Raw genomic sequence first — 13,293 nt, forward strand, 5'->3', positions numbered from 1 at the left:
GGGCCGCTGATTGAACAGCGGCCCTTTTTTGATTCGCGTGCAGCACAGTCGCGGCGATCACTTCTTCTTTTTGCTTTTCCCCGACTTGCCTGCTTTTACGCCCTTCTCCTTGCCCTTTTCTTTTTCCGGCGGAGCGAGCATCGTGCCACGGCACTTGCGCGCGCCGCAGCGGCATTCGTATTCGCGCTTGAGCTTGCGGGTCTGTCTTGCGTCGATCACGAGACCGTAGTCGTAAAACAGTTCTTCGCCTTCGGCGATTTCGTGCAGCGCATGAATATACACATGCCCGTCGATCTCTTCCGCTTCACAATTCGGCGCGCACGAGTGATTGATCCAGCGCGCACTGTTGCCCTTCACCTTGCCGTCGATGACATCGCCGTCATCGAGCGCGAAATAGAACGTGTGGTTCGGGTCGTCCGGATTGTGCGGGTGGCGCCGCAACGCCTCCTTCCAGGAGATGCGCTCGCCCTTGTATTCGATCAGGCGCGCGCCCGCCTCGATCGGCGCCGTCGCAAACACGCCCTTACCGTGTACGCCCGACTGGCGCACGACGATCCTGCGTACACTCATTGAATGCATCCTCGTGATGGTACTAGCGAGACTATCCCTGCTGCGGCGAGCGGCGCGCTAAACGTGCGCTGAGCGTGCGCCGAATGTGCTCTTTCGTGTGCTCTTGTGCGCTCTCGTGCTGCACCCGCCTCTCTACGCAAACGCGGCGCCGTGTCGGCGCCGCGCTCGTGCAGCGCCTCGCGCGCTACAACCGGCATCGTACACGTTCGCGCCATCTTCGTTCAACCCATGCGCTCACGCACGACGCGCGCTGACTAACGCTGTCCGATTGTCGTCTCGCCGAAGAGCTTTTTCTGATCGCGCGGCTGCGAGCGCCAGTACTGCGGCGGCGCATTCACGCTCGCGCCGAGCTGGGCTGCCGCATGCCACGGCCAGCGCGGATCGTAGAGCATTGCACGCGCCATCGCGATCATGTCGGCGTCGCCATCGGCGATCGCCTGATGCGCCTGAAGAGGATCGGTGATGAGGCCAACCGCAATCGTCGGCAGGCCGGTGGCATGTTTCACCGCTTGAGCAAACGGCACTTGATAGCCCGGTTCGAGCGGGATCTGCTGCAAGGGCGATACGCCGCCCGACGACACATCGATCCAGTCCGCGCCATGCGCCTTCAAAGCCTGCGCGAATGCGACGGTGTCATCGAGCGTCCAGCCGCCCTCCACCCAGTCGGTTGCCGACACGCGCACGCCAACCGGACGATCGGCGGGAAATTCGGCGCGCACCGCATCGAAGACTTCAAGCGGAAAACGCATGCGGTTCTCGCGTGAGCCGCCGTATGCGTCGCTGCGCTGATTCGCGATCGGCGAGAGAAACTGATGCATCAAATAGCCGTGCGCCGCATGCAGCTCGATCGCGTCGATGCCGAGCCGCGCCGCACGCCGCGTCGTCGCGCGAAACGCTTCGCGCACGCGCTTCAGGCCGTCGATGTCGAGTGCGAGCGGCGGCGCTTCACCGTCCTTGTGCGGCAGCGCCGATGGCGCGTGCGTCACCCAGCCGCCATCGGCCGGAGAAATCAGCTGGCCGCCTTCCCAGGGCACGTGGCTCGATGCCTTGCGGCCCGCGTGCGCAATCTGCATCGCGATGCGGATCGGCGAATGGCGGCGGATCGCGGCGATCACCGGCACGAGCGCGGCTTCAGTCGCGTCGTCCCACAGGCCGAGATCGCCTGGCGTGATGCGTCCGTCCGGCTCGACGGCGGTCGCTTCGATGCACAGCATGCCCGCTCCCGAGAGCGCGAGATGGCCGAGATGGATCAGATGCCAGTCGTTGGCCTCACCGCGATCGGCGGAATACTGGCACATTGGCGAGACGACGATGCGATTGGCGAGCGTCACGCCGCGCAGTGCAATCGGAGTGAAGAGCGGGCTCATGGAAGAAAACTCGAACGGGAAAAAGGTGCGATCGAGAATAGCACGCTGACTTTTCAGGTGCTCGCGCCCGGCACGGCGAACCTGGCGAGCCCGCAGCGGCGCGCAGCGCTCAATGCAATCTCAGGGACGATTGACCGTGGCGGCCACAGAAGCCGCGTCGGCAGCACGCGCATCGACTGCATCGAGCCAGTCGCCGAACATGCGGCTCGCCTGCTGTTCCAGATGCGGGCCATGCTGCGCCGTTTCCGCGCGCAGCGCGTTGACATCGACGCCCGCGTGGTCGATTTCAGCGGCATGGCCGATCAACCAGGGCTCGAAGCGGTCGGCGCGCACCTCGGGATGACATTGCAGGCCGAGCACATGATTGCCCCATGCGAAGGCCTGGTTCTCGCAGCGTGGCGTCGAGGCAAGACGCGTGGCGCCCGCCGGTAAATCGAACGTATCGCCGTGCCAGTGCAGCATCGACGTCGCCGCGCCGTCCAGATGACGCAGCGGCGATGCGCGCCCGGCATCGGTCAGCGTGAGCGGCGTCCAGCCGATTTCGGCTTCAGCCGCGCGATAGACGCGCGCACCGAGCACGCGCGCGATCAATTGGGCGCCGAGGCAGATGCCGAGCGTCGGAAGCCCGGCGTGAATACGCTTTTCGATCAGTGCGGCGAGCGCCGCAAGCGTGGGATAGCGCGCATCGTCGCAGGCGTTGATCGGCCCGCCGAGTATGACCATCAGCGACGCCGCGACCGGATTGAGCGCGCCGATGCGCGCGAAGCCGACGTCCACGTAACGGACGGGCCGCCCGCGCTCGCCGAGCACGCGCTCGAAGCTGCCGAGGTCCTCGAAATACACATGGCGGACAGCCAATACTTCGCGATTCATCGGCTCATTCCCCGGGAGCAGCGATACCAGACGGGCCGAGCGGCGGCATGACGCCGCCGCTCGCTTGCTTGCTTTACATCGCGAGACAGACCACGCGTTACACCGCGAAGATCTTCCAGTTTTTCTTCTGGGTCGTCACTTCAGCCTGTTCGTACACCGAGCAATCCAGCCGCAGATCGGTGTCGGCCATGTCGATGCCGAGCAACTGGCAATGATGCGGCGTCTTCTTCGGATTCTTGCTGGCTTCGAAGTGCGAGCAGGTAAGGCACATCCGGTGCTGCGGGATGGCTTCCTGAACTTCGAGTTGATAGACGGTCTTCAAAAAAAGGGTGCGATAGAACACCGCCTGCTCGTCGCCGCGCAGCGTGCCCACGGCCTTCGAGAGGAAATCCGGCCATTGCGCCGCCTTCTTCGCGGCCGTGCGGCCACGCGCCGTGAGGCGCACTGCAAGCGCGCGGCCGTCGTCGAGCGCACGGCGCTTTTCGACGAGCCCCTTCGTTTCGAGCGTGCTCACTGCATCGCTGGTCGTCGCTGCGGTCAGCGCCGTTTCCCGGGCGATCTCGCCGAGGCGCATCGGCCCCTTGCGCTGCATCAGCAGCACGAGAATTTCACCCTGAGTCGGCGTGAGCCCCGCTCCTTCGGCCCAGTCCCATGCCTGGCTCCGCATCGCCGTGCTGAGTCGCAACAGGCTATGGGTTACCCGCCCGGCTGCCTGCTCTCCGTATACGCCTTCGCTCATAATCTTTCGCTGGTTATTGGCAGCTTGCGCTGCATCGTCGGCCGCTGCATGGGCCGACGGCCTCATGGAAAAGGCCGCATCCGGCAATCCGGATCGCATGCCATCTCAAAAATCGGTGCTTTGCGTGACCGTCAAAAGGTCTCGCATCGCATATTCGTCCCTTCTCGCCGCGACGGTCTCAAGCACCGTCCTCTTCCGAGGAGCACAACGACAATTCGACATTTTATGCGAGAGTAGCCAATCGCACAGCTAAGTTATCCACCCGAGACTGTGGATAACCCGTTGATAAAGACGCCGATGGCGGGCCGACAGCGGCGTGATGACGCGCGGCGAGCGCATCGGACGTTCCCAGGTTATCCCGTATTTCTTGCATAAACGCAATCAAAATCTGCACGGCGGTCGCTTGCGCAAGACTTTGAGTATTCAGCAATTTTCCCGGTTACCCACAGGCGGATGGGCGCTCGGCTCGCCCGCGCGGCGTGCCTGATTGCCCTTCGCCATTGAAACAATCAGAACCCCGCAGTATCGCGAAATGACCGAGTAATATCTCGAAAAATCTTTTTCACAGTGTGAGGTTCTGCACGCCCCACTGCTCACCCGCCGGGTGCGTCCGGGCCGGTTCGGTGCCCGAAATGCTGGCAGACCGCCCCCCTGGAGGCCTCGGCAGCCTCCCGCCGCTTCCCGAGTCCGGCCTCCGGACGATCCGCCGCGCCGCTCACGCGCGCCAGCGCAGGCACTGCTGACGAACCGCTTCGTGCAGCGACTTCTCCTCGGCGACCACGCCCCGCAGCCAGGTGGCGTCGTTGGCATGCCCGCGCGCGATCAACCCGATTTCGGTCAGCGCGCGGGTCGCCCCCAGCGCCTCGCCGTGCGGCGCAATCTGCTCGAGTGTGCGGAGAATATCTTCCGAGATGGTTTGCCGCTCGCCCGTCTGCGGATTCACGCAGGTGCCGGCCAGCCCGAAGCGGCACGCCTGGAAGCGGTTGAACGTGTAGACGAGGTAGTCGTCCTCGCGCGGCACGATGGGCCGGTCCATCAGCAGATGGCGCGCGAGTGTCTGGATGTAGCACGCAATGGCCGCGGCCCGTTCGACCGAAAGCGGCGTATCCATCACGCGCACCTCGATCGTGCCGAAGCCGGGCTTCGGGCGAATGTCCCAGTAGAAATCCTTCATGCTGTTGACGACGCCCGTGTGGACCATCTTCGAGAAGTAATCCTTGAACTCCTCCCAGCTCAGCACGAACGGCGCGCGGCCGGACAGCGGGAACGCGAAGACCGAATTCAGCCGCGCCGAGTGAAATCCGGTATCGACGCCCTGCACATACGGCGACGACGCCGAAAGCGCAATAAAGTGCGGAATGAAGCGCGAGAGCGAGTGCAGCAGGAACAGCGCGCTGTCCGCATCGGGGCAGCCGATGTGGACGTGCTGGCCGAACACCGTGAACTGCTTCGCGAGATATCCGTAAAGCTCGGAGAGGTATTGAAAGCGCGGCGTATCGACGATGCGCCGGTCGCTCCACTGCTGAAACGCATGCGTGCCGCCGCCGCACAAACCGACGTTCAGACGATCAGCGGCCGCGACGAGCGTGTCGCGGATCCTGCGCAGGTCGGTCACCGCCTGCTCGTGCGTCGTGCAGATGCCGGTGGACAGCTCGATCATGCTTTCGGTGATCTCGGGCGTGATATTGCCCGGGATCTGCTGGTCCTTGACGAGGCGCATCAGGTCGCTGCCGGCCTTCGTGAGATCGTAGTCGTGCGTGTTGACGATCTGCATTTCGAGTTCGATGCCGAATGTGAACGGCTTCGAATCGACAAATGATTCCAGTGACATGACATCCCCTCTTGCAGACGCGCCGCGCGAAACATCGGTCGCTGCGGCACGCGGTGTTGCATGGTGTGCGGCACCCGGCGGCGAGCCGGTGCCGCCGACTTCATTTTTCGCCCCGTTCGCCCACAAGTGCAAGCGCGCGATAGACGAGCCACGGCCCCAGCAGTTGCAGCACGACGATCGCGCACATCACGATCGCGCGCAGTTGAGGATCGAAGTTGGGATAAAGCTCATAGGTATCCTCTGCAAGCAGTAGCGCGAGCGCCGACATCGGTGTGAGCGCGAGACCGAGCGCGACGCCCTGCTTCCATTCGAGACCGCTTGGCCGCGCAAAGATCAGCACGCCGACGAGTTTCGCAACCAGCCGCGCCACGATCAGCCCCGCCGCCGCCACGCCGCCGACCGCGATATCGTGCCATTCGAAGGTCGTGAGCGTGAGCACGAAAAGAATCACGGTGAGCAGCCAGCCCGCCGTGCCGAAGTGCTGCGGCCACAGTTGCGGGCGCGCTTCGAGGTTCTTCACGATGATGCCCGCGGCGAGCAGGCTCAGGATCGTCGACAGCTTGAGGACGTGCGAGATCGCAATCGCCAGCAGGACGAGACCGAAGAGCGCGACGAACGAATGCTCGTCTTGCGGGCTGAGCCGTCGATAGAACAGCGTGCATGCACGCGCGAGCGCGTACGCAAGAATCAGCGATCCGACGAGCAGATAGAGCGGCTGAAGAATTGTCGCGAACACATTGCCGTAAATCTCCTGATGCAGCCAGCCGGACGCGAGCTTGACGACGATCACCGCATACATGCTGTTCAGCGCGGTGAGCGTTAGCAAACGCTGCGTCACCTGCCCTTCGGCGCGCAGTTCGGTTTTGAGCTGTATGACCATTGCCGGCGAAGTCGCCATCGCAATCGACGCGACCACCAGCGCGATCATGACCGGCACTTTGAGAAAGAGCAGCACGACCAGCACGAGCACGAACGTGAGCGTCGCTTCGGCGAGGCTCGACAGGATCAGCCACGGATTGCGGCGGATCCAGCGCAGGTCGAGCCGGCTGCCGAGTTCGAACAGCAGCAGTCCGAGCGCGACGTCGAGCAGCGGGCGCGCGTTGTCGGCCATGTCGGTATCGATCACACCAAAGCCAGCCGATCCGGCGATCAGGCCAATGACGGCGTAACCCGAAATGCGCGGCAGCCGCCAGGCGCGATAGCACAACTCGCCGCACAGTCCGGCGGCGAGCAGCGCGAGCCCGGCCCAGAAAATCCCATCGAGCTGCAACGGCCAGGCGGGAAAGAACGAAAACGCCGACTTCATCGTGGTGGCTTCTCCTTGGCAGAAGACAGTCCGTCTATCCGACATCGCTCGACGACGACTGGCACACGGGCAAGCCGCGTGCCACACGACTTGATATTCGTCATCCGATACACGGTTTGCGACGCGGATGGCAAGCAGCCGGGGCGCAATGAGCCGGCTGGAATTCGACTGCGGAAATGCACTACGCCCGGTTGCCGGATAAGGCGGACAGCCGTTGCGGGCGCTTGTGTGCGCTTATGTGCGACAAGGCGCGCCCGCCGTGGATGAACGAACGCTGCTTGCCCTCCTCACGACTGAGATCAGTACAAGCGACATCCGTTCCTTGGACGCATCGTCTGTGGTGGCCCACTGGCCTCCACCAGCCCGATACGCAGGAAGAAGGCCGATTGTGCCATAGCTTTTTGGGAACGGCGCTCACGTCCACAGATGCGGACATCGACGTGCTGCCTGACCGGGTCTTCATGCCGTGCCCACATGCAGGTTCCCCATTCAGGCGGGTTCGAGGGCGAAGTCAACGCGTGACGGCGATGGCTTCACCTTCGGGTTTACTGTTTACCGTATGTATACGTAGTAAGAGTTAACAAAGGGCCTCGTTTTCTGTGGATAACCCTGGATAAGTATGGAAAATCAGTTGTTTGCCGAACGCACAACCGGTTGCACAGCATGTGCGGTGCCGGCTGTGATCGAAGAGTAACTTTTGGTCCCCTGGCAGGGTGCCGCAAGTTACCCCGTTTACGTCCACATGCATTACACACCTGCTTCACCTGCAATTCACGCGGTTGTCCACAGACTGGCGTGGATAACGTGGAGCCGGTGGCTGCCCGGTGCGATCAGAGGCTGCGCAGACGCAGCGCACGTTGCAGAAACCGCGCGGGATCGACGTGTTCGGCGAGTTCGCGCTCGAGCGGCCACGGCTCGCCTTCCAGTTGCGACGCGATCAGCTCCGCACCGAGCGCGGCCCACACGAGCCCGCGCGAACCGTACGCATAGGCGCCGTAGAGCCCTGGCAGGCGCGGCAAATCGAGCGGCCATGCGCCACTGAGGCGCGACGCGTCGCGCCGTGCGGCGGCTTCGTCGCCGAGCTGGCCGATCATCGGCAGACGATCGCTCGTCACGCAGCGGAACCCGACGCGACCGGTCCGGTCGTGGGCGCGCGCGGCGTCGCGTGCCGCAGCGAGTTCCGGCAGCATCCGCGCAACGCGTTCGAGGTTTTCGGCGTGACCGGCCTCGCGGATCGCGTCGTCGGCATCGTCGAGTTCGTAGGTGGCGCCGGTCAGCGTGACGCCGTCCGGGAGCGGCAGCGCGTAGCCCTCGCCGACCACCGGCACGCGCAGGCTGGCAAGCGGGCTGTGCTCCACGAGCGTCAACTGGCCGCGCACAAGACGCGTCGGCGCATGGTCGAGCGCGGCCGCGCGCGAGGCATCGTGTGCATTCGCAAAGATCATGACCGGCGCTTCGGCGACCAGCGCGCCGTTGTCGTCGAAGGCGCGCCATGCGTCGCCCGCGCGTTCGATGCGCGCGACGCTCACACCGAAATGCGCGTCGAGTTGCGCGCCCGCCGCTTCGCACTGCGCGCGGCACACTGCCGCCGGACTGATCGCGCCTGCGAGCGGATAGAACCAGCCGCCCTGTGCGAGCGTGACGCCTGCGATCTGCTCTGCGCGTTCGCACGAAACGGCGAGCGCGTATTCGGCGGGATACGCGAACGATTCGAGCGCTGCGGCAACGGCGCGCGATTCGTCGTCGGTGGCGATATGCAGCAGACCTTCGTGCGTGCGCATGGTGGCCAGGCCGGCAGCTTCGAGTTCGGACCAGCGTCGTAGTGCGTAGAGGTAGCTCGCGCGCGTGATGCGCGACGTGCTGCTGTCGTCGCGCGAAATCAGCGGATGAAAGACGCCTGCCGGATTGCCCGACGCTTCGCATGCGGGCGCGGCGTGCCGCTCGATCAGCGTGACGCGCCAGCCGCGTGCGGCGAGCCGCTCGATGAGCGCGCAACCGGCCATCCCGGCGCCCACCACGATCGCATGCCGCTCGCGCACGGCGACGGGCAGCGGCGGTTCGTAGCGCCGCACGCGCCAGCGCGGCGCAAAACGGCCCACGAGCATGGCGCGTTTCGAGCCGAAGCCCTCGATCTTGCGGTATTCGAAACCGTTGTCGACGAGCGCGTGTTTGACTTCTCCCGCGCAGCTCCACGTGGCGAATGTGGCGTCCTCGCCCGCCACGCGCGCGAGCGCCTTGAACATCGTCTGCGACCAGAGTTCGTGATTTTTTGCGGGCGCAAAGCCGTCGAGATAAAACGCGTCGGCGCGCAACCACATTTTGGGAAGTGCTTCGACCGCATCGCCGAAAACAAGCGTTAGCGTGACGCGGCCGCCCTCGAATTCGAGCCGGTGCGTACCGGGCACGAGCATCGGCCAGGCATCGGCGAGTTCCTGCGCGCGTGCGATAAGCGATGTGTGCGCAACCACCGAAGCGAGCACCGTGCGCAGGTCTTCACGCGAAAACGGGTGCTTTTCCACCGAGACGAAATGCAACCGCTCGCAGCGCGACGGATCTTCGCGCCATGCTTCCCAGGTCGTCAGGAAGTTCACGCCGAGGCCGAAACCCGTCTCCAGCACCGTGAAAATCCGGCGGTTTTGCCATCGCCCGGGCAACTGGTTGCCATGCAGAAATACGCTTTGCGCCTGGGCGAGCGCGCCGGACGCGCTGTGATAAATATCATCGTAAAGCGGGGAAAACGGCGTGCCGTCGTTGCGAAAAGCGAGTGTGGCGGGTATCAGGATGGCGGTCATAAGGAACGCGAAAGGACAATTCGGCGCGCTAAAACGACCTTGATCCAGCGAACCGGTGCGGTTGATGCAGTGCAACCGCCGCGCCCAGCCTGGCTTTGCGGGCATTGGGCAACGGCTACCGGGCGTTGGTTGGACGCAACGCGCGCGTGTTGGAAATCGGAAATACGGCATTCTTTCGAGCGGCGGCCGCAAACCAATTCGAGTGCCCCGCCTAATTCGGCTGAATACCGTTGCAAATCGTCGAAACCCTTGTCGTTATTGGGTTTGCGCTGCGCTATCATAGCAAGCGCCGCCCAGGGAAGCGGCAGCACGGCCGTCGCGGCACAGCATCCATTCGCGCCACGGCGCGAATCGCCGGGGAGCTCCGGAACCGTTGCTGCTCGACAGCGCGGCACGCGACCGTATAATCGGCGCGTTCGCGCTGTTCGTGTCAACCTAAACTGATAAGGAACTTCTCAATGAATAAACAGGAACTGATCGACGCCGTCGCAGGACAGACGGGCGCAAGCAAAGCGCAAACCGGCGAGACGCTGGACACGCTCCTCGACGTGATCAAGAAATCAGTGTCGAAGGGTGATGCGGTTCAGCTGATCGGCTTCGGCAGCTTCGGTTCGGGCAAGCGTGCGGCACGCACCGGCCGTAATCCGAAGACGGGCGAAACCATCAAGATTCCGGCTGCCAAGACCGTCAAGTTCACGGCCGGCAAGGCGTTCAAGGACGCCGTCAACAAGCGCTAAGGCATTGCCGCTTCGAGTTGACACCCGCCCCTGGCGGGTTTTTTTTCGTCCGCGTTTTTGTCCGGTTTTTCGCCTGTTTTATTTTCGCGGCGTTTATAGCGGACTTACCGTTTATACCCGAGATGCAAAACATGCCGCATGGTGCGGCATGTTTCGTCATCTCGATGGATCGATTCAGTGCGGGCGATGAACGATTTCGCCTTCGCCTTCGCCTTCGCCTTCGCCTTCGCCTTCGCCGTTTTCGTGATCGTGATCGTGATCGTGATCGTCGTCGACGTCCCAATACGGAAACGGGTCGTTATACGTGCACCAGACTTCGGGGCCCGCCGCGTATTCGGCATCGGTGAGCAGGCACCCATCGAGCTTCGCCTGCCATGCCGCACGATCCAGATCGACGCCGATCATCACCAGTTCCTGGCGCCGGTCGCCGATGTGCGTATCGGCCGGATCGCCGTACCAGTCGCGCGCGATTTCGCTTTCCAGCGCGGCGTTCCGCGGCCAGCTTTCGCGCGGCTGCGCCGCCCACCACGTACCCGCCGGACCGTGACGGCACGCACCGCCCGCCTGCGATAGCGAACCGGCCACGTCGTTGCGCGTCGCGAGCCAGAAGAGCCCTTTCGTGCGCAGCACGCCCTTCCATTCTTCGTGCAGCAGCGACCAGAGCCGTTCAGGATGGAACGGCCGCCGTGCGCGATAGACGAAATTGCCGATGCCGAATTCGTCGGCTTCGCTGCGATGCGCGCGGTCGTGATCGTGATCGTGTTCTTCAAGCGATGCGAGCCAGCCTGGTGCGCTCGCGGCGGCCTCGAAATCGAAGCGGCCCGTCTTCAGCACCTCGTTCAACGGCACCGCGCCGAAACGGCTCACGACCTGCACGGCGCGCGGATTGATGCGCGCGAGGATGCGTTGCAGGTGGGCGAGTTCGTCCTCGCTCACGAGGTCGGCCTTGTTGACGACGAGCACGTCGCAGAACTCCACCTGTTCGATCAGCAGTTCGACGATCGTGCGGTCATCTTCTTCGTTGGACGCGAGGCCGCGCTCGGCGAGTTCGTCGGCGCACGCGTAGTCGCGCAGGAAGTTGAATGCGTCCACCACGGTCACCAGCGTGTCGAGCTGGGCGATGTCGGCAAGCGACGTACCGTCGTCGTCGACGAAGGCAAAGGTTTCGGCGATCGGCATGGGCTCGGCAATGCCGGTCGATTCGATCAGGATCGCGTCGAAACGCTGTTCCTGCGCAAGACGGCGGATCTCGCTCAGCAAGTCGTCGCGCAGCGTGCAGCAAATGCAGCCGTTCGACATCTCGACGAGCTTTTCTTCGAGGTGCGACAGCGCAGCCGCGTCGCGCACAAGCGCGGCGTCGATATTGACCGCGGCGAGGTCGTTGACGATCACGGCGACGCGCAGGCCGGCGCGATTCGCGAGGATATGGTTGAGCAGCGTGGTCTTGCCCGCGCCCAGAAAACCGGTGAGCACGGTGACGGGTAGTGACGGCTGGTTCATCGCAGTGTGGGGATCGGAAAGACTTAAAACAGGCCGCGCGCGCGGCGGGAGCCGACGCGCTGGCAAACGGATATGCCAACGCGTATGTCAGGATTAGCCAGCATTGTGCATCATGCGGGCGCGGTGCGCAGGCTGTGCGGCGTACCTTGCGACCAGGGCCCTAGTTCAGGAAGTTCCATTGCCGCAGGATTTCGGCGATCTGCTGTGCGTAGCGATCGCGCAGCAGCGACGTTTCGGAGTGGTAGGCGCCGACGGCGGCCCACGTGTTGCCGTATTTGTTCATTTTCCGGCGCAGATGCCAGGCGGCGATATAGACATTCTTGCACGGCTCCATGAGCGCGCTGCGCGAGATGCCGTACTGTGCGAGCGTCGGCAGATGCACGGAATTGATCTGCATGACGCCGAAGTCGGTCGAACCGTTCGCATTCCTGCGCATCGTATCGGGCCGGTTCTGCGACTCCTGCCAGGCGATGGCACGCAGGATCAGCGGATTCACCTTCTGATACTGGGCGGCTTCGTCGAAGCAGTCGGCGTGCGCAAGCGTGCTCGCATCGGCAAGCGCGAGCGTGGCGGCGGCAATCGTACGGAACCAGATCTTTTTCATCGGCACGGCAGGTGCAGCAAGTGAACAGGCGGTGGGGCGCGCCTTGAACGATGCTCCAGGCGGCGTGTTTTTCGCTTTAGGGAGCGCCAGGTGATGCGCTTGCGCGGGTGCTGCGAAGGCTGCGATTGCGGACCGCGCCTGCGACGGCAAACGGCTCGTATGATACCGGCGGCCTGTGACGCGTGAACGTCGTCCGGGCGTTCGGACGATGCGAAGCGGCGAATAGCGTCGATGGCGTGCTTCCCGGGCTCGCAGTCGATGTGTAGCGGGGTCGGTTCAGTGCGGCTTGAAGCGAGCGTGATAGCGGCAGCGTTGCCGGGGGACATTACAATGGGCTGCCAGGTTGGGCTGCAAAGCGCATTCCCGCATGTGTCGCGCGGTGCAGTTCCGCGACGGGCCGGGCTAGGATCGCCCGGCCAGCAGCGCCCGGGAAATGTCAGTAGCGCCCAGCAATATCGCGAGGAGGAAAGTCAGGTATGTCCATGTGGACTCAACGCCGTGCCGAAATCGAAGGCATGCGCGCTTGCCGCCGCCGCGGCTTTACGCTGCTCGAAGTCATGGTTGCGATGGCGATCGCCGGCATTCTCATTGCGCTGATCGTGTCGAAAGTCATGTCCAGTCCCGACGAAGCGCGTCGCGTTACCGCACGCCACGACATCGCGGTGATCGCGCAGGCGCTCAAACACTATCGACAGGACAACGGCGGCTTTCCGACCCAGTCGCAGGGCCTCCGGGCGCTGGTGCAAAAACCGTCCACGGCCCCCGTGCCCGGCAACTGGAAGGACGGCGGCTATCTCGAACGCCTGCCGGACGATCCGTGGGGTAATGCGTACCGCTACCTGAATCCGGGCGTGCACGGCGAGGTCGATGTGTACACCTACGGCGCCGACGACCGGCCCGGAGGCGAAGGCAACGACGCCGACCTTGGTTCCTGGCAGTAACGCGTCATGGCGGGACGGCTCGCTGCGCGACGC

Annotated in this window: 11 protein-coding genes; 2 read left to right on the plus strand and 9 right to left on the minus strand. The window is 63.8% G+C overall.

Annotation, left to right across the window (positions count from 1 at the left end; translation table 11 throughout):
* Positions 1–57: 57 nt before the first annotated feature.
* The 7 genes from ACFPTO_RS10450 to mnmC form a co-directional block, all read right to left on the minus strand.
* Positions 58–570, minus strand: a complete 513-nt coding sequence (locus ACFPTO_RS10450; RefSeq protein WP_377711300.1) for an SET domain-containing protein — start codon at positions 568–570, stop codon at positions 58–60.
* A 254-nt stretch (positions 571–824) separates the two neighbouring features.
* A complete protein-coding gene (locus tag ACFPTO_RS10455; RefSeq protein WP_377711301.1) occupies positions 825–1,937 on the minus strand; it encodes an NADH:flavin oxidoreductase/NADH oxidase in 1,113 nt (370 codons plus the stop codon).
* 120 nt (positions 1,938–2,057) lie between these two features.
* Positions 2,058–2,810 (minus strand): glutamine amidotransferase, encoded by a 753-nt coding sequence (locus ACFPTO_RS10460; protein WP_377711302.1) that lies wholly within the window; start codon positions 2,808–2,810, stop codon positions 2,058–2,060.
* A gap of 97 nt (positions 2,811–2,907) precedes the next feature.
* The gene (locus ACFPTO_RS10465; protein WP_377711303.1) at positions 2,908–3,549 is read right to left on the minus strand and encodes a MarR family winged helix-turn-helix transcriptional regulator; all 642 of its coding nucleotides are present in this window, start codon (positions 3,547–3,549) and stop codon (positions 2,908–2,910) included.
* 715 nt (positions 3,550–4,264) lie between these two features.
* Positions 4,265–5,380 (minus strand): YbdK family carboxylate-amine ligase, encoded by a 1,116-nt coding sequence (locus ACFPTO_RS10470; protein ID WP_293033636.1) that lies wholly within the window; start codon positions 5,378–5,380, stop codon positions 4,265–4,267.
* A 100-nt stretch (positions 5,381–5,480) separates the two neighbouring features.
* Positions 5,481–6,686, minus strand: coding sequence for a cation:proton antiporter (locus ACFPTO_RS10475; protein WP_377711304.1), 1,206 nt, complete (start codon positions 6,684–6,686; stop codon positions 5,481–5,483).
* Positions 6,687–7,516: 830 nt separating this feature from the next.
* Positions 7,517–9,478 carry a bifunctional tRNA (5-methylaminomethyl-2-thiouridine)(34)-methyltransferase MnmC2/FAD-dependent 5-carboxymethylaminomethyl-2-thiouridine(34) oxidoreductase MnmC1 gene (gene mnmC / locus ACFPTO_RS10480; RefSeq protein WP_377711305.1) on the minus strand — a complete coding sequence of 654 codons (1,962 nt, stop codon included), beginning with the start codon at positions 9,476–9,478 and terminating at the stop codon, positions 7,517–7,519.
* Between the two features lie 443 nt (positions 9,479–9,921).
* Here mnmC and ACFPTO_RS10485 point away from each other — a divergent pair, with 443 nt between their 5' ends.
* Positions 9,922–10,215, plus strand: coding sequence for an HU family DNA-binding protein (locus ACFPTO_RS10485; protein WP_465262956.1), 294 nt, complete (start codon positions 9,922–9,924; stop codon positions 10,213–10,215).
* 174 nt (positions 10,216–10,389) lie between these two features.
* Here the strand turns inward: ACFPTO_RS10485 and ACFPTO_RS10490 are convergent, their stop codons facing one another.
* Both ACFPTO_RS10490 and ACFPTO_RS10495 read right to left on the minus strand, forming a co-directional pair.
* A complete protein-coding gene (locus ACFPTO_RS10490) occupies positions 10,390–11,715 on the minus strand; it encodes a GTP-binding protein (protein WP_377711306.1) in 1,326 nt (441 codons plus the stop codon).
* Positions 11,716–11,875: 160 nt separating this feature from the next.
* Positions 11,876–12,319, minus strand: a complete 444-nt coding sequence (locus tag ACFPTO_RS10495; RefSeq protein WP_377711307.1) for a lytic transglycosylase domain-containing protein — start codon at positions 12,317–12,319, stop codon at positions 11,876–11,878.
* Between the two features lie 476 nt (positions 12,320–12,795).
* On the opposite strand from ACFPTO_RS10495, the gene gspG reads away from it, so the two are divergent.
* On the plus strand, positions 12,796–13,260 hold the full coding sequence (gene gspG, locus ACFPTO_RS10500; RefSeq protein WP_377711308.1) for a type II secretion system major pseudopilin GspG: 465 nt from the start codon (positions 12,796–12,798) through the stop codon (positions 13,258–13,260).
* Positions 13,261–13,293: the final 33 nt, after the last annotated feature.

The sequence above is a fragment of the Paraburkholderia denitrificans genome (assembly GCF_042655705.1).
GTDB lineage: Bacteria > Pseudomonadota > Gammaproteobacteria > Burkholderiales > Burkholderiaceae > Paraburkholderia > Paraburkholderia denitrificans.

Coding starts and splice junctions, on each gene's coding strand:
- ACFPTO_RS10450 (WP_377711300.1), bottom strand. CDS start 570: ATGAGTGTACGCAGGATCGTCGTGCGCCAGTCGGGCGTACACGGTAAG.
- ACFPTO_RS10455 (WP_377711301.1), bottom strand. CDS start 1,937: ATGAGCCCGCTCTTCACTCCGATTGCACTGCGCGGCGTGACGCTCGCC.
- ACFPTO_RS10460 (WP_377711302.1), bottom strand. CDS start 2,810: ATGAATCGCGAAGTATTGGCTGTCCGCCATGTGTATTTCGAGGACCTC.
- ACFPTO_RS10465 (WP_377711303.1), bottom strand. CDS start 3,549: ATGAGCGAAGGCGTATACGGAGAGCAGGCAGCCGGGCGGGTAACCCAT.
- ACFPTO_RS10470 (WP_293033636.1), bottom strand. CDS start 5,380: ATGTCACTGGAATCATTTGTCGATTCGAAGCCGTTCACATTCGGCATC.
- ACFPTO_RS10475 (WP_377711304.1), bottom strand. CDS start 6,686: ATGAAGTCGGCGTTTTCGTTCTTTCCCGCCTGGCCGTTGCAGCTCGAT.
- mnmC (WP_377711305.1), bottom strand. CDS start 9,478: ATGACCGCCATCCTGATACCCGCCACACTCGCTTTTCGCAACGACGGC.
- ACFPTO_RS10490 (WP_377711306.1), bottom strand. CDS start 11,715: ATGAACCAGCCGTCACTACCCGTCACCGTGCTCACCGGTTTTCTGGGC.
- ACFPTO_RS10495 (WP_377711307.1), bottom strand. CDS start 12,319: ATGAAAAAGATCTGGTTCCGTACGATTGCCGCCGCCACGCTCGCGCTT.
- gspG (WP_377711308.1), top strand. CDS start 12,796: ATGTCCATGTGGACTCAACGCCGTGCCGAAATCGAAGGCATGCGCGCT.